A 19,156-nucleotide genomic window follows, 5' to 3' on the forward strand; every position below is an offset into this window, starting at 1 on the left:
CAGCACGCGGGGGCCTCGGGAACGGCCGGATGGCCCATCCTGAGACACCTCGTGAGTGGCGATGGTCGCCCTGGCGACTCCGCTCACCCACCCCGCCGCCTTCGGCGGCTGCCGTCCCCCGGCCGCCACTCACGGGGGTCAGCGGGGGTCAGCGGGTGTGGTGGGTCTCCTGCAGGGCGTAGACGGGGGTCGGGACGCCCTCCTGCCGGGCCTTGAGCTGCAGGGCGAGGTAGAGGGAGTAGTGGCGGCTCTGGTGCAGGTTGCCGCCGTGGAACCACAGCCCCTCCTGCTGGGTGGGCTTCCACATGTTGCGCTGCTCGCCCTCCCACGGGCCGGGGTCCTTCGTGGTGTCCGAGCCCAGACCCCACACCTTCCCGACCTTGTCCGCGACCTCCTGGCTGATCAGGTCCGCGGCCCAGCCGTTCATCGAGCCGTAGCCCGTCGCGTAGACGACGAGGTCCGCCTCCAGCTCCGTCCCGTCCTCCAGGACGACGGTGTGCTCGGTCAGCCGCACCACCTGGCCCTGCACGAGTTTCACCTCGCCGTCGGCGACCAGCTCCGCCGCGCCGACGTCGATGTAGTAGCCCGAGCCGCGGCGCAGGTACTTCATGAACAGGCCGGAGTCGTCGTCGCCCCAGTCGTGGCGGAAGCCGCTCGCCTCCAACCGGTCGTAGAAGTCCCGGTCCCGCTCCCTGATCGCGGCGTACACCGGCTGCTGGAACGTGTGCATGATCCGGTACGGCAGGGACGCGAAGGTCATGTCGGCCTTCTGCGTGGTCATCCCCGCGGCGACGGCGCGCTCGGAGTAGAGGTCGCCGAGGCCCAGGTCCATCAGCGAGTCCGACTTGACGATGTGCGTGCTGGACCGCTGCACCATCGTGACGTCCGCGCCCACCTCCCACAGCGCCCCGCAGATGTCGAACGCCGAGTTGTTGGACCCGACGACCACGACCTTCTTGTCCTTGTAGGCGTCCGGGCCGGGGTGCTTCGAGCTGTGGTGCTGCTCGCCCCGGAACACGTCCTGGCCGGGCAGCTCCGGGACGTTCGGCTTCCCGGACATGCCCGTGGCCAGCACGAGCTGCGTCGGGTGGAGCGTGATCTCCTCGGTGTGGTCTCCGAGGTCCCGGTCCAGCACGACCGTCCACTCCTTGGTGGACTCGTCGAAGGAGGCGCTGCGGCAGGTCGTGGAGGACCAGTAGTTGATCTCCATGACCTTCGTGTACATCTCGAGCCAGTCCGCGATCTTGTCCTTCGGCGCGAACACCGGCCAGTTCTTCGGGAAGTCGATGTAGGGCAGGTGGTCGTACCAGACCGGGTCGTGCAGGCAGAGCGACTTGTAGCGGCTGCGCCACTGGTCGCCGGGCCGGGCGTACCGGTCGACGACGACGTGGGACACGCCGAGCTGGCGCAGCCGGGCGCCCAACGCGATCCCGCCCTGCCCGCCGCCCACCACCAGGACGTAGGGCTGACGGGTCCGACCCAGCTCCTCCGCCTCGGCCTGGCGGGCCTCGGCCCAGGTCACCCGGTCGCGGTTCGCGCCGTGCTCGGCGCCCATCGGCCGGTTCTCACCCTGCGGTTCCTCGTGGCCCTTGAGCTCGTAGAGGGTGGTGAGCAGGGTCCACGCGCCCTCGTCGCCGAGCCGGAGGTGGCCGCGGCCGCGCCCCACCGCCGTCTCGAAGCCGATCCAGGCGTCGACGATGCCGCCCGCCTCGGTGGGCTCCTCGGTGGTGTGGAAGCCGCGGGCGTCCGTGGTGTCCATGGTGGCGCGCAGCAGGTCCGCGACGCCGTCCCGGTTCTCGACCGTCTTGATGTTCCAGGTGAAGGCGACCAGGTCCCGCCAGAACGACGTCGTCGCGAAGAGCCCGGCGGCGCGCTCGGCGTCCCGGGCGGCGAGCGCGGCCTCGAAGTCCGCGAGCCAGGCGTCGACCCGCTGCTGCGCGGTGGTGGCCTCGAGGGTCTGGGTCATGCGGAGGACCTCCCTGTCCCGATGTGGTGCCTGCCACACAGTCGACCCGACGTCCACCGGGCTCGCAAGGGTTGCAGCCGGGTTGCAGGACTAGCCTCGACCGCGTGACCTCCGTGCGCCGCATCGGCATCGGGCTGGCTGCCGTCGGCCGACCCGCCTACATCAACGCCGGGCGGGACCGGGACCTCGCGGCGGACCGCTCGGTCGACGCCCTGCGCCACCGCAGCTGGGCGGTGCTCGACGCCGCCTACGCCGCCGGGGTGCGCTACGTGGACGTCGCCCGCTCCTACGGCCGGGCCGAGGAGTTCCTGGCCGGCTGGTTGGCCGCGCGTCCGGAGCACACGGACGTCGAGGTCGGGTCGAAGTGGGGCTACCGGTACGTGGGCGACTGGGACCCGCACGCCGCCGTCCACGAGGTCAAGGACCACTCGGCGGAGGCGTTCGCCGCCCAGTCCGCCGAGTCCCTGGCGCTGCTCGGGGACCGGCTGGCGATCTACCACGTGCACTCCGCCACCCTGGACACCGGCGCCCTCGACGACGCCGAGCTGCACCGGGCGCTCGCCGACCTGCGCGAGCACGGGATCCGGGTCGGGATCTCGACCTCCGGGCCGCGGCAGGCGACGGCGATCCGCCGGGCCCTGGAGGTCGCGGTGGACGGGGAGCCGCTGTTCACCTCGTTCGAGACGACCTGGAACGTCCTCGAGCCCTCGGCCGGACCCGCGCTGGCCGAGGCCGCGGACGCGGGCGCCCGCGTGATCGTCAAGGAACCGGTGGCGAACGGGCGGCTGGCCCCCGGGGGCGCGGTGACCGCCGGGGACGAGCGGGTGGCCGCGCTGGCCGCCGGGATGGGCGTGTCGGTGGACCGGCTCGCCATCGCGGCCGTGCTGGAGGAGCCCTGGGCGCACACGGTGCTCTCCGGCGCGGTCGACCCGGCGCAGGTGGCGAGCAACGTCGCCGCCGTCGAGGTCAAGATCCCCGACGAGGTGTCCGACGAGCTGCTCGACCTCGCCGAGCCCCCCGAGCAGTACTGGACCGCCCGCTCCGCCCGCGCCTGGTCCTGAGACCCGTGAGCGGCAGCCGACGGAGGCGGCGGGGTGGGTGAGCGGAGTCGCTCACGGGGTCAGCGGGTGAGCAGGACGGGTTTGCCGGGGGCCCGGGTCGGCGAGTCGAGGTACTCGTGGGCGGCGCGGACCTCGTCGAAGGCGAAGACGCGGTCGATCACGGGCTGGAGCGCCCCCGTGCGCAGGCCCGCGGTCACGAAGGCGATCGCGCGGCGCAGCGCGGCCGGGTCGCCGGTGATCTCGAAGACCCGGTAGCGGCGCAGCCACACCGCCGCGTACCCGCCGCCGGGCAGCGGGGTGGGCAGCCCGGACAGGCCGCCGTGGACGATCACGCTGCCGCCGGGCGCGCAGGCCCGCACCAGCTGCTCCACCTGGGGGCCGCCGACCGCGTCGAGGACCAGGTCGGCCCGGCCCAGGTCGGCCGTGACGGGGCCGTCGTAGGGGCCGGTGACCAGGACCTCCGCCGCTCCGGCCGCGCGCAGGGCCGCCTCGTGGCCGGGGGCGGGGACCGTGGCCACGGGGACGGCGCCCAGGGACCGCAGGACCTGCAGCGCCGCGACGCCGATGCTGTTGGCCGCCGCGGTGACGACCACCCGGTCCCCGGGCCGCACCCGGACGATCTCGGCGACCATCCCGTAGGCCGTGACGTAGGGCATCCAGACGGCGGCGCCGGTCACCGCGTCCATCCCGTCCGGGCGTCGGACCAGCGCGGACGCCGGCACCACGGCCTCCTCGGCGTAGACCGGGTAGTCGTTCTGGGAGAAGGCCGGGATCACGCTGACCGGGGTCCCGGGCGCCCAGTCCACCCCCGCGCCGACGGCGAGGATCTCACCGGCGGCCTCCGTGCCGAGCCCGGCGGGCAGCCGCGGGTCCTCCAGGTACGTGCCGCGGCGGAAGTTCACCTCGGCGCGGTTGAGCCCCACTGCGTCGACCCGGATCCGGACCTCACCGGGGCCGGGTTCGCGGACGGGCACGTCCTCGATCCGCAGGACCTCCGGCCCGCCCAGCTCGTGGAAACGGACCGCCCGCACCATCTCAGGCCCGCTCGCGCTCGGCGCGGCGCAGGACCGCGGCGGAGATCCGGACGACCGAGGAGTCCAGGAGCACGCCCGCGATGCCCCACGGTCCGATCCACCCGGCCACCGGCCCCGCCGAGCTCGCCAGGCCCACGCCCAGGACCAGCAGGAAGCTCGCCACCCCGAGCATCCCGGCCACCGCGGTGCCGAGGACGACGGCCGGCACCGGGCGGGTGGTCAGCAGGCCCGCGAGCGCGATTCCGGCGACGGCGAACTGCCCCGACATCACCTGCGCCCAGAGCGCGCCGCCGACGACGGCGAGCCCGGCGTGCGCGACGGCTGCGGCGGCCACCAGGCCGAGGAGGAGTTTCGGCGGGGTCAGCGGCTGCGGGTCCACGTCTGGAGGATAGGCGCCCGGCCCACCCGGTCGTGCCGCCGTGGCGGCTTCCCCCGCGGGCGTGCGCGCAGCAGACTCGTACGGGGCAGGAGCGCCACCATCTACGAGGGGGACCGATGTCGAGCGGCTACGGACAGGGCGGCGGGTACGGCTCCTGGGACCGCGAGGACCAGACCAGGCAGTTCGCCCGCGAGGAGTACGAGCCGCCCGCACCGCAGCGGCCCGTCGGGCCGACGGTGGACGCGGGGCGGCTGTGGGCCGCGGGCGTCGCGACGGCGATCGTGGCGGCCCTCGTGGCCGTCGTCGGCACGTTGGTGGTGCGGGCCTTCCTGCGGATCGCCTTCAACGGCCCGGCCTCCTCCGGTGTGCTCGGGGACGAGCGGACGATCCTGCTCTGCACGCTCTCGGCGGTCGCCGCGCTGGCCGCCACCGGGCTGGCGCACCTGCTGCTGCTGTCGACGCCGCGGCCGATGACCTACCTGTCGTGGATCACGGGGCTGGTCACGGTCGTCGTCGCGCTGCTGCCGCTGCTCGGGAACGCACCGCTGGGGGAGCGGGTGGCGAACGCGGTGATCCACCTGATCATCGGGCTCGTGATCACGAGCCTCGTCGCGGGCGCCGGACGAGCGGCCCGCAGGCCCCGCTGACGGTGTGATCCGGCGCACGATCGGCCCTCCCGACGTGCGGTCGGGCCGTCCCTCCTGTGGACCGGGTTCTCGGGTCCGGTCGTCGCGACCCGGCCGGACCCGCGCCCCGGTCGGCTAGCCCAGCGCAGCCCGGACGGCCTCGGCGAGGGCGGTGCGGCCGCGCGCCGTGGGGTGCACGTGGTCCGGGCCGAGCAGCCCGGGATCGCCCGCCACGACCGCGGCCCAGTCCACGAACCGCACCGACGGGCCGTGCTGGGCGGCCGCCGCGCGCAGCACCGCGTTGTTGCCGTCCTGCCAGCGCCGCGGCACCGACACCCCGACCAGGACGAGCGGTCGGCCGTCCGCGGAGCGGACGACGGACTCGACGTCCTCGGGCTCGACGGTCCCGTTCGCCCCCAGCGCGACGACGATCGGCCCGTCGTGCGCGGCCGCCCACGCCCGGACCGCCGCGGGCGCCCCGGCGTACTGCCTGCCCACCTTCGCGTCCACCGTGGTCCCGGGTCCGAGGGCGGCCACGAGTGCGTCCGCGCTGCCCAGGGAGATGGAGTCGCCGAGGACGTAGGCGGGGCCCAGCGGTGCCGCCGTGACGACCCGGCTCGCCGCCGCGGCGGCGTCCGCGGCGCCCGAGGCGACCCCGATGTCCAGCGCGGGGGCGGGGGTCGGGGCGGACGGCTCGTCCCGCTGCTGCTCCCCGGCCGCCACGGGCGCGGCGGGCGGTCGCAGCGGGCCCGCGGGCGCGGTCAGGGCCAGCACCGCCGACGCGACCAGCGCGGCGCCCACCACCGCGACGATCCCCGCCCCGACCCGGCCGACCCGGGCCCGGGCCAGCGCCCGGCGCAGCGCCCCGCGCCGGATCGGGGTCTCCAGCCAGCGGTAGGAGGCCTCGGTGACGACGAGGGTGGCCGCCACGCGCACCGCGTTCACCGCCCACGACGAGGCGGGGAGGTCCCTGGTCAGGACGATGATCGGCCAGTGGTAGAGGTAGATCCCGTACGACCGGCGGCCGAGCGCGGCGAGCGGGGCCACGGACAGCAGCCCGCTCACCGCCGGACCGGCACCCGTCGCCGCGACCAGGACCACGGCCGTGACCAGGGCCGTGCGGAGGAACCCGCCGTGCAGGTAGAGGTCCGCGGCGAACTCCGAGGCGGTCCCCAGCGCGAGCAGCAGCGAGACGAGCGCGGCCACCCCCAGGACGTCGAACACCACGGCGCCCCGCCGGGCGCGCCGCCACGCGCCGGGCAGCCACAGCAGGGCCGTCGCCGCACCGACCAGGAAGCCCGCCGCCCGGGAGTCCGTGGCGTAGTAGGCCGGGCCGGTCGTGTCCGGGTCGAACTGCCAGGCGCAGAGCACCGCCGAGACCGCGGCGAGCAGCAGCGCGGCCGCCGCGACCCGGCGGCGCCCGAGCACCGCGAGCACCCCGCAGAACAGCAGCGGCCACAGCAGGTAGAGCTGCGCCTCGACCGCGAGCGACCACATGTGCAGGAAGGGCGAGGGCGTGCTGAACGACTCGGCGTAGGGCACCCCGCCGATCAGCAGGTGCCAGTTCTGCAGGTACAGCAGCGAGAACAGGGCGTCCGCCCGCAGGTCCGCGACCGGTCGGACGAGGGCGAACACCAGCAGGGTGCCCAGCACCGCGGCGACCAGGGCCGGGACCAGCCTGCGGGCGCGGGCCAGGGCGAAGGCGCGCACGCCCACCCGGCCGTGTCGGCGCAGCTCGGCGACCAGCAGCTGGGTGATCAGGAACCCGGAGAGGGTGAAGAACACCTCGACGCCCAGGAAGCCGCCGCCCGCCCAGCCGAGGTCCAGGTGGTAGGCGACGACGGCGAGCACCGCGATCGCCCGCAGCCCGTCCAGACCGGGCGCGTGCGGGACGGCGAACGGGTTGCGGACGGGCCGGATCCGCATCGGCCGTGCGGCCTCCAGTGCACCCTCCAGTGTGGCCACCGGACCCCTTTCGCTCGGAAGGGTGATGCTGGCACGAAAGATCGTCCGGGGCGAGCATTCACGGTCGGGTGGAATCGGGTGTCGTGTCCGAGTCGCCGCCGGGCGCGGGCGGTGTCGCGTGGTGGGCTGTGCGGACCGCAGCTGGACGAGCCTGAGGGGGCGACACATGACGGCACTCGTCGACGGCCGAGGAGGCGGTCCGGGGGATTCGGGCCACCCGGGCTTTCTCGGTACCGGGAACGAGGTCGTCGGTGCGCGGTGGGGCGGCACCCGGGAGGACCCGCACGTCCAGCCCCGGCGGGCGCGCCTGGAGCCGTTGCACGCGCCGTCGCACGCCCTGCTGCGCGAGGTCTTCGAGCCCATCCTGCGCGAGCGCGGCGTCCGCACGGTGACCGTGATCGGGACCGACCTGCACGCGGCGCTCTGGGCGGAGCTCGGCGCGCACACGGTGCACGTCGTCGCCGGGTCGCCCACCATCGAGCTGCGGGCCGCGATCGCCGCCCACCCGGCGCTGCACCTGGTCACGGACGGCGACCCGCCGGAGGCGGAGCTGTACGTGCTGGTCGGCGACACCGGCTACCACGGGGTGCGCCGCGAGCTGGACCGCGTGCTGACCGAGGCGCCCGACGCGATCGTGCTGGTCGGGAACGTGCTCTGGCCCGCCGGGCGGCGGGACGTGCTGCCCGGCGTCGGGCGGACCGGTCCGTCGGTGTGGCGGGACGGGCTGACCCCCGCCGGGGTCGGCGCGGGCACGGTGGACGCCGCCGACGAGGCGGGCGGGGAGGAGAACGGGGTCCTGACGGCCGTCGAGGACGTCCTCAACACCGCCGCGGAGTCCTGGACCATGGGCCTGGTGCCGGTGCTGTCCGGGGTCGGGGTGATCGCGCGCGACGACGCGCCGTTCGCCGAGGACCTGTGGGAGACCCTCCTGCCCTGGACGACCTCGGAGCTGCTCGCGGGCCTGGAGCGCAACCGCATCGCCCTGCTCTCCCGGCTGCTGGAGCTCGAGCACGGCGCCACCACCGCCGCTCGCGAGGCCACCGACCAGCAGAACCGGCTGACCCGCTGCCTGCAGGAGCTCGACGCCGCGTGGGACGAGATCGCGGAGCTGCGCGCCGCGCATCCGGTCGATCCCCGCTCTCCGCTGGCGACCCGCGTCCGCAAGCTCGTCCGCCGCCGCACCCCGTGAGCGGCGATGGTCGCCCTGGCGACCATCGCCGCTCACGAGGTCTCACACGTGCACGGGAGCCCGGTCGTCCGAGGGCGCCGCGGTGCGCGCCGCGGCCCGGATCAGCACCACGCCGAGCACCGCGACGGCGAGGCCGCGGAACAGCTCGATCTGCAGGCCGGTGACGATCGGCGCCTGCGGGAGCGGGACGAAGGTCGCCAGCCCGCCGAGGATCGCGAACACCCCCGCCCAGCGCAGGGCCCCGGCTGCCGCACGAGCGCGACGCCCAGCACGATCAGGCCGATCACCAGCACCAACCCGCCGACGACCTGGATCAGCGCGAACGGCTCCGCCGCGACGATGGCCTCGTCGTCGGGGATCAGCTCGGGCGCGCGGCGGGCGATCTCGGGCGCCACGAGCGCCTCGACGACCAGGTGGGCCTGGGCGCTGACGGCGTTGCCGAGGAAGTAGCCGCTGAACCCGAGGAACCCGAGCACACCGACGCGCGGGGCGAGCCAGGCGTAGGCCGCGGGCAGGCCGAACATGAGCAGCAGGGCCCCGGCGTAGATCGACAGCTGGCCCCACGGCGAGCCGGGGGCCAACAGGGCGTCGACGGAGTGGGCCCGGCCGTCGACGACGGGGTGGGCGAGTCCGCCGGCGAGGCTGAGCACGGCGGCGCCGACGAGCGCGGCCCCGCCGAGGGACAGCAGGCGCGTCCTGGTCACGGGAGGTTCCTTTCACCGGATGCGGCGCACGGTGCGCCGTCGCCGGTGACGATCACCCGGGGGCGTTGCGCCCGACTTGTAGCCGAGTTGCACGCGGGCGCCACGGGTCCCCGGCGAACCGGGTGCCCAGCGCGAGCGCGCGGTCGGCGTGCCGGGCCGCGGCGTCGGTGTCCCCGAGCGCGGCGGCGGTCTCGGCGAGGAACAGGTCGACGGGGCCGAGCACGACCAGGCCGTTCAGCGTGCGGGCCAGCCGCCCGGACCAGGGCAGCAGCGCGTCGTGGGTGCGGCGGCACTCCGCGAGGTCGCCCAGCCGCGCGGCGCAGTGGGCGCGCAGCGAGGTCGCGACCAGCCAGGTCGCGTCCCGCGGCCACGGCGGCCGGTCCCAGCCCGCGCGGGCCTCGTCGACCAGGCCCGCGTCGAGCAGGGCCACGGTGAGGACGTCGTCGACGGCGCCGGGGTGCCGCGCGGCGACGGCGCGGATGTCGTCGACCATCCCGGCTACGGAGCCGACGGTGAACTCGACGACCCCGGTGGCCCAGACCCGCACGATGTCCGCGTTGGGTTCGCCGCCCTCGATGATGCGGGCGAGGACCTCCGCGTGTCGGGCCCGCCCCTGCGCGAGGTCGCCGGAGAGGAGCAGCTCCGTCGCCCCGTACACCTGGGTCGCGAACAGCAGCATCGCGAGCTGGCCCGTGGTGCCCGCCCGGACTGCGGCGTGCAGGTGGCGGTCGACGGCGGCGAGGTCGGCGCACCCGATCGCGTGCGAGGCGTGCAGGAGGTGGGCCAGCGCCTCGAAGTCCACCCGCCCGGCCCGGTCCGCGGCGGCCAGGAGCTCGTCGGCGACGACGGCGAGCTCGTCGACGTCGTCGGAGGCGAAGGCGTGGGCGAACCGACTGTTGAGGGCGCGACAGAGCAGCCGCGGGTCGTCCAGCTCGCGGGCGAGGACGAGGGCCTCCTCCGAACTCGGTGCCGAGACCCCGAGCAGCCAGGCCTCCGTCTCCTGCGAGCGGGTGGCGAGCAGGTCCGCCCGCAACGCACGGTCGGCGGGATCCAGCCGGTCGAGCACGGCGGTGATCCGCGCGGCGACGGCGTCGCTGTCCGCGAGGTCGAAGGGTCGTGCCGTCCACAGCGTCGGCGAGTCGATGATCCACGCCCGGGCGACGTCCGCGGTGTCGCCGAGCCGCTCGGCCGCGGCGAGGGAGGCCTCGCGCTCGGCCCGGGCGCGCAGGGCGTCGCCGCTGGCCGCCACGGCCTCGACGAGCCCGCGATGCGCGCGGAGCAGTCCCGGGGTGTCGCCCGCCCCGAGATCGTGGGCCGCGAGCGCGGCCCGCCAGTAGCCCGCGGCCTCGTCCGCCGCACCGCCCCGGCGGGCCTGTTCCGCGCCCCGGACGAGGTGGGGGAGGGCGCGGGCCGCGGACCCCGCGGTGAGCGACTGCGCGGAGTGGTGGGCGAGAGCGAAGACCTGGTCCGGTCTGCCCTCCAGGGCCTCGACGACCGCGAGGTGCAGCCTGCCGCGGCGGATGGGCGGGATCCGGTCGTAGCAGGTGTCCCGGACCAGGGCGTGCACGAACCGCACCGAGGCCGGGTCGGGCGCGGTGAGCAGGCCTGCGACGACGCCCGCGTCGAGGTCGTCGACGAGATCGTCCTCCGGGGTGTTCGTGACGGCGAGCAGCAGGTCGACGTCGACGTCTCGGCCGAGTACGGCGGCCCGGCTCAACGTCGTCGCCGTCCGGGCCGGGAGCCGGTCCAGGCGGCGGCCGATGAGCTCGCGGATCGCCACGGGCAGCCCGGTGGCCGCGGCTCCGACGCCCTCGGCCGCGACGAGCCCGCCGAGCTGGCGGAGGAACAGGGCGTTGCCGGACGCGCGGGCGAGGAGGGCACCCCAGGCGCTCTCGGGCAGGTCCCGCCCGACGACGCCGCGCAGCAGGGAGCGGGCGGCGTCGTCGTCCAGGCCGGTGAGGGCGATCCGGCCCGCGGTGCGGTCCACCGTGGCCGCGAGCGTGGCCCGCAGGTCGGGGCCCGCCTCGTCCCCGCGGAAGGTCCCGACGACGAGGACCCCGGCCGGGCCGTCGGCGGTCGCGAGCTGCCGCAGGATCTGCAGGGTCTCCTGGTCCGCGCGGTGCAGGTCCTCCAGCAGCAGCAGGACCGGCCCGGTGAGCGCGCCCGCCACGGCGCGGGCGAGGTCGAACGCGGGGCCGGTGGCCGCGGTCCCGGTCAGCGCGGTGTGGATCTCCGACCAGGCCCAGCCGGGTGGGGCGCCGCTGACCTCGGGGCAGCGGCCGCGTGCGACCGTCCAGCCGTCGAGGCCTGCGGCGAACCGCTCGACCAGGGCGGACTTCCCGACGCCCGGCTCGCCCTCGACCCAGGCCACGCTGGGCCGCCGCCCGGTCGCGGCGGCGGCGCGGTGCAGGGCGGCGAGCTCGGCCTCCCGACCGACCAGCACGGAGCCGGGGTGACCGGGTGGCGTGGAGCCGGTGGCCGGTGGGTCGGTGGGCTCCTGCACTGGCCGCGGATGCGCACCGGCGGGTGCCGGGGCGGGTGTGGCGGCGGGGGCCGGGGCGGGGAGCAGGTGCGGGGCCTGGGCCAGGATGTCCGACTCGAGCGCGCGCAGCTCGGGGCCGGGGTCCACACCGAGCTCGTCGACCAGGCGGGCGCGGGTCTCCCGCAGCACCGTCAGCGCCTCGCCCTGCCTGCCGACCCGGTACAGCGCCCGCGCGCGCAGGCCCGCGGTCCGCTCGCGCAGCGGGTCGCCCGCGTGGAGGGCGGCGAGGTCGCCCAGCACGGCCTCCGGGCGGCCGAGCGCCAGCGCCGCCCCCGCCCGCAGCTCGACGGCGGTGGCCCGGCGCTCGCGCAGCCGCCCGGCCTCCGCGGCCGCCCACTCCTGGTCGGGGTAGCCGGCGAAGGGTTCGTCCGTCCACAGGGCCAGCGCCCGGGTGCAGGCCGCCCACACCTCGGCGGGGACGGCCGCCTGCTCGGCGGCCCGGACGAGCGCGTCGAACGCCCAGGTGTCGACCTGCGGCACAGGTAGGGCGAGCGCGTACCCGGGAGGGGCGCTGACCAGCACGGACGCCGGCGTGCGGGGTGCCCGGTCCGGCTCGAGGAGCCGACGCAGGTGGGAGACGTAGGCCTGCAGCGCGCCGAGCGCCTTGGGTGGCGGCTCGCCGGACCACAGGTCCTCGAGGAAGCGGTCGACGGACACCACCCGTCCCGACGCGGCCACGAGCATGCCCAGCACGGCGCGCTGGCGCGGCCCGCCGAGCTCGGCCTCGCCACCGGCAACCCGGGCACCGAGCGGTCCGAACGCCCGGACCGCGACCGTCGACACCCGGCCAGCCTACGACGTGACGATCACCCTCGCGTGCGGGCGAGACGCCGCCGCCGGTGTGCCGCGCGATACGGTGCGGGCGGACGAACGGCCACACAAGGGACTCGGATGGCTCCGACGGCGGGCAGGCGTGTGCGGCTGGACGACGTGGCCGCGGCGGTCGGGGTGTCGCCCGCGTCGGTGTCGCTGGTGATGCGCGGTGCCCCCGGCCCGAGCGCGGACACGCGGGCGCGGGTGTTGGAGGCGGCGCAGCGCCTGGGTTACCGGCCCGACCGCGCGGCCTCCCTGCTCGCCTCCCGGCGCAGCCGCCTGGTGGGCGTGCTCCTCGACGTCGGCGATCCCTTCGACGCCCAGCTGGCCGCGCAGCTGCAGGACGCCGCGGAGGATCGGGGCTACGACGTCCTGCTCTCCACGATCACCCGCCGCCGCGGCCAGGACCGGGCGGTCGAGACGCTGCTGGACTCCCGGTGCGAGGCGCTCGTCCTCGTCGGCCCGGAGGCGGCGCCCGCCGAGCTCGCGACGCTGGCCGCCACGGTGCCGCTGGTGGTGCTGTGCCGCCGGGTGGACGTCGGAGGCGGCCCGGACGTCGTGCGGACCGCCGACGACGCGGGCACCGCGCTGGCGGTGGAGCACCTCTGGGGCCTGGGGCACACCGCGATCGCCTACGTCGACGGGGGAGTGGGCCGGATCGCCGAGGACCGGCGCAACGGGTACCTGCGTGCCATGCGAGCCCGGGGGCTGGCGCCCCGGGTGGTCCCCTCGGACGGCCGGACGGGCACGGAGCGGACCGGTATCGAGGCCGCGCCGATCCTGCTGGCGGACCTCCCGACCGCCGTCGTCGCGTTCAACGACCGCACCGCGGTGGGCCTGATGGACGCGCTGGCCCGCGGCGGCGTCGCCGTGCCGGCGGACGTGTCGGTGGTGGGCTACGACGACCTGCCCCTCGCCCGGCTGGCGCACATCGAGCTGACCACGGTCGGGCAGGACGTCGAGGCCCTCTCCGCCCACGCCCTCGACGCCGTGGTCGCCCGGCTCGACCGCGGGGCCGCCCCGGGGCCGGAGGTGCTGCTCGATCCCTACCTCGCGATCCGTCGGACCACGGCGGCGCCGCGTGGAGGGAGCGGGTGATCGAGATCCGGTGTCTGCACGCGCCGCCCGGCGGGTAGGTTCGTCCTGCGGGCAGGTTGACAGTGTGTCCTGACAACGACGGGGGCGCGGGTGGGCCGAAACGGTCGCGGAGCCCCGGTCCCGGACGTCGTGTTGGACCGGACCAGCCCCGTGCCCCTGTACTTCCAGGTCGCGACCCGGCTGCAGCAGCAGATCGAGGCGGGCGACATCCCCGTCGGGGGCAGGCTGGAGAACGAGGTCGAGCTCGCCGACCGGCTGGGGGTGTCCCGGCCGACGATGCGCCGCGCGATCTCCTACCTCGTCGAGCGCGGCATGCTCGTCCGCCGCCGCGGGGTGGGCACGCAGGTCGTGCACCCGAAGGTCCGCAGGCCCGTCGAGCTCGCGAGCCTGCACGACGAGCTCGTGAAGGACGGGCGGTCGCCGCGCTCGGAGGTCCGGGAGTTCGAGGTGCGGCCCGCTCCGGACCAGGTGGCGCAGGCGCTGGGGCTGCCCCTCGGGTCGGACGTGCTGTGGATCGAGCGGCTGCGTCTCGCGGACGACGAGCCCCTCGCGCTCATGCACAACGCGGTGCCCGTCGACCTGCTGCGGATCCGCCGCGCGGACCTGGAGCACCGCGGGCTCTACGCGGCGCTGCGGGCGGCCGGGCACGTGCCGCGCACGGCCGACCAGGTCGTGGGCGCCCGCGCGGCCACGGCGGGCGAGGCCCGGATCCTCCGCGAGACCCGGGGCGCCCCGCTGCTGACCATGACCCGCACCGCCTGGGACGCCGCGGGCCGGGCCGTCGCGTACGGGTCGCACCTCTACCGCGCGGGCCGCTACTCCTTCGAGCTGCACCTGACCTCGTGATGACGTTCTCGTGACGGCGGCGCGCGTCGCGTGACCGGTGCCGCCGGGGGTGGCAGATTCCGGCTGTGCGCGGGTCGGTGTGGGGGGCGTTCCTGCTGGTGGCGGGGCTCGCCGTGGGGTGCGCGGGCGCGCCGTCGCCCGCGCCGCCGGTGGGGGAGGGCTCGGTCACCGCGCCGCCCCCCGCCGTGTCCACCCCCACCCCCACCCCGACGCCCACGCTCCCGCCGGGGCTCACCCGGGCCGACGTCGAGGCCGGTCTGCTGAGCCGGGACGTGCCGCAGGGCGGCACCGGCGCGCTCGTGCCGGTGCCCGGTGCGGTCCCGGCGCCGGGACCGGGGCGGGTGCGGACCGTGCGGGTGGAGGTCGAGGAGGGCGTGCCGGTCGACGGCGCACGGTTCGCGGCCTTCGTGCTCGCCGTCCTGAACGACCCCCGCTCCTGGGGCGCGGGCGGCACGATGTCGTTCGCGCGCACCGACTCCGCGGCCGCCGAGATCCGGCTCATCCTGGCCACCCCGGACACGTCGCGGCGGATGTGCCGCCCGCTGGAGACCTACGGACGGCTCTCCTGCCGCACGGGCGACCGGGTGGTGCTCACCCACTACCGCTGGGTGAACGCCACCGAGGAGTACGCGAGCGATCCCACGGCCTACCGGCAGTACGTGGTCAACCACGAGGTCGGGCACGCGCTCGGCCACGGCCACCAGCGGTGTCCCGGTGCGGGGCGGCCCGCACCCGTGATGCAGCAGCAGACCCTGGGCCTCGACGGCTGCGCCCCGAACGGCTGGCCGAATCCCTGAGATCCGGAGTCGGCATCCGTTCACCCGGCCGTCGCCCGCCGTAGGCCCGCCCGCCATCCGCACCCGCTGGGGTGGGTCGGTGCGGCTGGCGGTGATCGACCTGGTGGGAACCGTCGTGTCCGACGGCGGCCTGGCCCTCGACGCCGTGCGGCGCGGCCTGGTGAGCGTGGGCGTCCCGGTGGCGGGTCCCCGCGTCCCGGCGCTCGAACGGCAGGCGCGCGCGGCGATGGACCGTCCGGTCCCGCGGATCTTCGCGGACCTGCTCGACGGCGACCAGCGGCGGGCGCGGCTGGCCGCGGAGGTCTACGAGGCGTGGATCTGCGCCGAGGCGGCCGCGGGTCGGGTGCGGGCCGCCCCGGGCGCGGCGGCGGCGCTCGTCGCGCTGCGGGAGGCGGACGTGGCGGTGGCGCTGGTCGGGAACCTGAGCGCGGACGCCTGCGACCGGCTCGTCACCGCGGCGGGGCTGCCCGTGGACGTCCTGCTCGGGCCGGACGACGTGGCGGGCCGCGGGCTCCCCGATCCCGATCTGGTCCTGGCGGCCGCCCGGGGCGCGGACGTCGACCCCGCCGACGTGGTGGTCGCCGCCGACACGACCTCGGCCATGGTGGCCGCCGCGCGGGCGGGCGCCGGACTGGCGCTGGGCGTGCTCGGCGGCGCCCACCCCGGGCCCACACTGCGGGCGGCGGGCGCGCACGACGTTCTCACCGCGGTCGGCGAGCTACCGGCCCGACTCGGCCTGCCGCAGCCGCGGATCCCGGCTCAGGACTCCTCGGCGCCGCTCGGGGGGAGGGGAGCGGTGATCCCGTAGCTGCCCCGGTAGAACAGCAGCGGGAGGCGCTCGGCGTCCGCGCCGAGGTCCGCGACCCGCCCGACGACGATCGTGTGGTCCCCGCCGTCGTACTCGTTCCAGAGGGTGCAGTCGATCCAGGCGCTGACCCCGTCGAGGATCGGGGCGCCGCTGGGCGCCGGGGTCCAGCTGACCCCCGCGAACTTGTCCGTGCCGGAGCGGGCGAACCCGTTGCTGTACTGGCTGTGGTCCGAGGCGAGGACGTTCACGCAGAACCGGCCGATCTCCCGGATCTTCGGCCACGTGCTCGACGTGCGGGCCGGGGAGAAGGAGATCAGCGGCGGGTCCAGCGACAGCGAGGAGAACGACTGACAGGTGAAGCCGACCGGGCCGTCCGGCCCCACGGAGGTGATGACGACGACCCCGGACACGAAGTGCCCGAGCACCTCGCGCATCGCTTGGGGGGTCACGGGCTGCGGTGTCTCCGTGGCGCTCGACGACATGGGGGGAGCCTAGGCAACGGGGACCGCCTTGTCGCGGGTTGTGACGTGGCCCGCTCCCCGTCCACCGATCGGGGCCGGGCTGTCGCGCGACGTTCCCCCCGGGCCGCCCACACAATGTGCAGTGGTCGGCGTCGTCCCGTCTCGTGGGGAGCCCGGTGGACGGCGTCGGCTTCCACGCACCACGGGAGAGGCGCGGCACCGACGGTGCCGCGCCTCTGCCGCGTTCGGGGCCGGGACGCCCTAGCTGGCGTAGGCCCGCAGCCGGTCGGCGCGCTCGCCGACCCGCAGCTTGGCCATGACCTCGCGCTCGATCTGGCGGACCCGCTCGCGGGACAGCCCGAACCGGCGGCCGATCTGGTCCAGGGTGCGGGGCTGGCCGTCGTCGAGGCCGTACCGCATCCGGATCACCAGCTGCTCGCGTTCCTCCAGGGTTCCGAGGACCCGCCGGAGATCGTCGTGCAGCAGGTGGGAGATCACCGTGTTCTCGGCGTCCGCCGCCTGGTCGTCCTCGATGAAGTCCCCGAGCGGGGCCTCCTCGTCCGACCCGACGGGCATGTCGAGGCTCACCGGGTCCCGCGCGTGGTCGAGCAGGTCGGCGATCTTCTCCTCGGCGATGCCGGACTCCGCCGCGAGCTCCTCGTGGGTGGCCTCGCGGCCGAGCTTCTGGTGCAGGTCACGCTTGATCCGCGCCAGCTTGTTCACCTGCTCCACGAGGTGGACGGGCAGCCGGATCGTGCGGGCCTGGTCGGCCATCCCGCGGGTGATCGCCTGCCGGATCCACCAGGTGGCGTAGGTCGAGAACTTGAAGCCCTTCGCGTAGTCGAACTTCTCGACCGCGCGGATCAGGCCCAGGTTCCCCTCCTGGATCAGGTCGAGCAGCGGCATGCCGCGCCCGGTGTAGCGCTTCGCGAGGCTCACCACGAGCCGGAGGTTGGCCTCCAGCAGGTGGTTGCGCGCCCGCTCGCCGTCCCGGACGACGGCGCGCAGGTCCCGCGCGTAGTCGACCTCCAGCTGCGTGCCCTCCGCCGCAGCGGTGTCGAGGACGTGCTTGGCGAAGACGCCCGCCTCGATCCGCTTGGCCAGGTCGACCTCCTGCGCCGCGGTGAGCAGCGCCGTCTTGCCGATCCCGTTCAGGTAGACGCGGACCAGGTCCGCCGCCGGGCTCTGCGCGTCGAGGTCCTCGGCGGTGAGCTCGGGCCGGGTGCGGCCCTCGGTGGCCGAGTCCTCGCCGTCGTCCGACTGCTCGGAGAACGCGGCCCGGGTGTCCTCGGCCGTGTTCTCGGTCGTGTCCTGTGCCGTCGTCTCCTGTGCCGCCCGCGTGGCGGCACGTCGCCGCCCGGAGGCGGTACGCTGTCCGGGAACGCGCGTCGCCGGCGCGACGGCGGCTTCCATGCTCGGTGCCAGTGTCATGGACGTTCCTCCCCTAACGCGACCCGGGCGACGCCGTGGCAGCGGCGGTCCGCCGGGGTTCTACAGGGTTGAACGCGGGGCGTCGAATAAACGTTCCCGGCCAAAGCGCATCCGCCGTGCGGGTGAACCCCCCGGGTCCGCTCAGGCCACGCCGACGATCCCGCGGGTGGAGTGTCGGTACACCTGGGCCATGAGCGCGGGCCAGTCCTCGTGCAGCGCCTTGTGCCCGGTGAACAGGCCCAAGTGACCGCCCGCCGCCGTCCGCCGGGTGATCTGCGCGGCGGGTGTGGAGACGTGGTCGGCGATGGCGAAGAGCTGCTCCGGCGGCGTGATGTGATCCGTGGCACCCGCGAGCAGGAACAGCGGGCAGTCGATGGCCGACAGGCGCGCGGGGCGCCCGTCCACCTCCAGCTCGCCGCGCACCAGCAGGTTGCGTCGGAACAGGTTGTCCACCAGCCACAGGTAGAACGCGCCGGGCACGTCCTGGGTGTGTTTGAACCAGTCCTCGAACACCCGGTAGCGCTGCACGTGCTCGGGGTCCTCGACGTGGGCCAGCAGCTGCAGCTGGCGGGCGATCTCGGCCTGCGGCTGGATCATGAGGAAGTTGCCCAGCACCGCCGCGCCGGACATGTTGCCGCCGTTGGCCGCCACGAGCGCGCGGTACGGCGCCATGCCCAGCCGCCCGGACAGCGCCGCGGTGGACGCGGCGATCACCGAGTCGCCCGCGTGGAAGTCGATCGGCGCCCCGGCGAGGGTGAGGGTGTGGACGCGCTCGGGGTGCAGGGTCGCGTAGATCGCCGCGAGCCAGCCGCCCTGGCAGTCCCCGACGAGGTTCGCCCGACCGCCCATGCGGCGGATCGAGCGGTCCACGACCTCGAGGTAGTCGGTGATGGTGACCCGCTTGGTCGCGGACGTGGCCGCGCGCCACTCCAGCGCGTAGAGGCGGGTCAGCCCGGTCTCGCGGATCGAGGTGAGCTGGCTCTGCCCCGGCGCGAAGTCCACGACGGTGGAGCTGTGTCCCGCCTGCGGGGGCAGGACCAGGGTGGGCACGACGTCGTCGCCGCGGTGCTCGTCGAGGGTGAAGTCCCGCAGGCGGGCGAAGTCCGTCTCCAGGGCCACCCGGTTCTGCAGGTGCCAGCGCGGCTCCGCGCGGTCGAGCATCGTCGACACCCAGAGCGCGGTGCGTGTGGGCGCGGCCCAGGGCCTGCGCGCGGTCGACCACCAGGCCGCACCGGTCGCGCGGGCCGCCGCCTCGACCGTGCGCCGGGTCGTGTGGGCGCCGTACCGCAGCAGGAAGCGGTAGGGGTGCTCGGCGGCCGGGCCGCCGATCCGCGTCGCCTCGGGCGCGGTGTCCTCCGTCGCGACGGAGCCGGGGTCCCCGGCCGCACTGATCGCGCTACTCATGGTCGTCTCCCATCGCCGGTGATGTCCGACCG

Annotated in this window: 16 protein-coding genes; 7 read left to right on the top strand and 9 right to left on the bottom strand. The window is 75.7% G+C overall.

Features of this window, described 5'->3' with window-relative positions; translation table 11 throughout:
- Positions 1-148 precede the first annotated feature (148 nt).
- Complete coding sequence (locus L3X23_RS07965) at positions 149-1,966, bottom strand: NAD(P)/FAD-dependent oxidoreductase (RefSeq protein ID WP_237191462.1); 1,818 nt, start codon at positions 1,964-1,966, stop codon at positions 149-151.
- Between the two features lie 104 nt (positions 1,967-2,070).
- Here L3X23_RS07965 and L3X23_RS07970 point away from each other — a divergent pair, with 104 nt between their 5' ends.
- Positions 2,071-3,027, top strand: a complete 957-nt coding sequence (locus tag L3X23_RS07970) for an aldo/keto reductase (RefSeq protein ID WP_308116880.1) — start codon at positions 2,071-2,073, stop codon at positions 3,025-3,027.
- Between the two features lie 59 nt (positions 3,028-3,086).
- Here the strand turns inward: L3X23_RS07970 and L3X23_RS07975 are convergent, their stop codons facing one another.
- Both L3X23_RS07975 and L3X23_RS07980 read right to left on the bottom strand, forming a co-directional pair.
- Entirely contained in the window at positions 3,087-4,061 is a 975-nt protein-coding gene (locus L3X23_RS07975; RefSeq protein ID WP_237191463.1) for a zinc-dependent alcohol dehydrogenase family protein, read from the bottom strand.
- Position 4,062: 1 nt separating this feature from the next.
- A complete protein-coding gene (locus tag L3X23_RS07980) occupies positions 4,063-4,440 on the bottom strand; it encodes a hypothetical protein (protein WP_237191464.1) in 378 nt (125 codons plus the stop codon).
- A 116-nt stretch (positions 4,441-4,556) separates the two neighbouring features.
- Between L3X23_RS07980 and L3X23_RS07985 the strand changes: the two genes are divergently transcribed.
- The gene (locus tag L3X23_RS07985) at positions 4,557-5,087 is read left to right on the top strand and encodes a DUF6069 family protein (protein ID WP_237191465.1); all 531 of its coding nucleotides are present in this window, start codon (positions 4,557-4,559) and stop codon (positions 5,085-5,087) included.
- A gap of 114 nt (positions 5,088-5,201) precedes the next feature.
- Here L3X23_RS07985 and L3X23_RS07990 read toward each other — a convergent pair whose 3' ends face one another.
- Complete coding sequence (locus L3X23_RS07990; protein WP_237191466.1) at positions 5,202-7,031, bottom strand: acyltransferase family protein; 1,830 nt, start codon at positions 7,029-7,031, stop codon at positions 5,202-5,204.
- Positions 7,032-7,197: 166 nt separating this feature from the next.
- Here L3X23_RS07990 and L3X23_RS07995 point away from each other — a divergent pair, with 166 nt between their 5' ends.
- Positions 7,198-8,220, top strand: coding sequence for a class I SAM-dependent methyltransferase (locus L3X23_RS07995; RefSeq protein ID WP_237191467.1), 1,023 nt, complete (start codon positions 7,198-7,200; stop codon positions 8,218-8,220).
- A 101-nt stretch (positions 8,221-8,321) separates the two neighbouring features.
- On the opposite strand, the gene L3X23_RS08000 is transcribed toward L3X23_RS07995, so the two are convergent.
- Positions 8,322-8,924 (bottom strand): hypothetical protein, encoded by a 603-nt coding sequence (locus L3X23_RS08000; RefSeq protein ID WP_237191468.1) that lies wholly within the window; start codon positions 8,922-8,924, stop codon positions 8,322-8,324.
- 52 nt (positions 8,925-8,976) lie between these two features.
- A complete protein-coding gene (locus tag L3X23_RS08005; RefSeq protein ID WP_237191469.1) occupies positions 8,977-12,249 on the bottom strand; it encodes an AfsR/SARP family transcriptional regulator in 3,273 nt (1,090 codons plus the stop codon).
- Positions 12,250-12,357: 108 nt separating this feature from the next.
- Between L3X23_RS08005 and L3X23_RS08010 the strand changes: the two genes are divergently transcribed.
- The 4 genes from L3X23_RS08010 to L3X23_RS08025 all read left to right on the top strand — a co-directional run bounded on the left by L3X23_RS08010 (position 12,358) and on the right by L3X23_RS08025 (position 15,828).
- On the top strand, positions 12,358-13,377 hold the full coding sequence (locus L3X23_RS08010; RefSeq protein WP_237191470.1) for a LacI family DNA-binding transcriptional regulator: 1,020 nt from the start codon (positions 12,358-12,360) through the stop codon (positions 13,375-13,377).
- Positions 13,378-13,527: 150 nt separating this feature from the next.
- On the top strand, positions 13,528-14,223 hold the full coding sequence (locus L3X23_RS08015) for a GntR family transcriptional regulator (RefSeq protein WP_237191471.1): 696 nt from the start codon (positions 13,528-13,530) through the stop codon (positions 14,221-14,223).
- Positions 14,224-14,288: 65 nt separating this feature from the next.
- A complete protein-coding gene (locus L3X23_RS08020; RefSeq protein ID WP_237191472.1) occupies positions 14,289-15,020 on the top strand; it encodes a DUF3152 domain-containing protein in 732 nt (243 codons plus the stop codon).
- A gap of 79 nt (positions 15,021-15,099) precedes the next feature.
- A complete protein-coding gene (locus tag L3X23_RS08025; protein ID WP_237191473.1) occupies positions 15,100-15,828 on the top strand; it encodes an HAD family hydrolase in 729 nt (242 codons plus the stop codon).
- On the opposite strand, the gene L3X23_RS08030 is transcribed toward L3X23_RS08025, so the two are convergent.
- From L3X23_RS08030 to L3X23_RS08040, 3 genes are all read right to left on the bottom strand, one after another.
- Positions 15,780-16,310 carry a flavin reductase family protein gene (locus tag L3X23_RS08030; RefSeq protein ID WP_237191474.1) on the bottom strand — a complete coding sequence of 177 codons (531 nt, stop codon included), beginning with the start codon at positions 16,308-16,310 and terminating at the stop codon, positions 15,780-15,782. The genes L3X23_RS08025 and L3X23_RS08030 overlap by 49 nt on opposite strands.
- A gap of 240 nt (positions 16,311-16,550) precedes the next feature.
- Positions 16,551-17,720, bottom strand: coding sequence for a sigma-70 family RNA polymerase sigma factor (locus L3X23_RS08035; protein WP_237191475.1), 1,170 nt, complete (start codon positions 17,718-17,720; stop codon positions 16,551-16,553).
- A gap of 141 nt (positions 17,721-17,861) precedes the next feature.
- Positions 17,862-19,124 (bottom strand): alpha/beta fold hydrolase, encoded by a 1,263-nt coding sequence (locus L3X23_RS08040; RefSeq protein WP_237191476.1) that lies wholly within the window; start codon positions 19,122-19,124, stop codon positions 17,862-17,864.
- Positions 19,125-19,156: the final 32 nt, after the last annotated feature.

The organism is Pseudonocardia sp. WMMC193 (assembly GCF_021728735.1).
Taxonomy (GTDB): Bacteria; Actinomycetota; Actinomycetes; order Mycobacteriales; family Pseudonocardiaceae; genus Pseudonocardia; species Pseudonocardia oroxyli.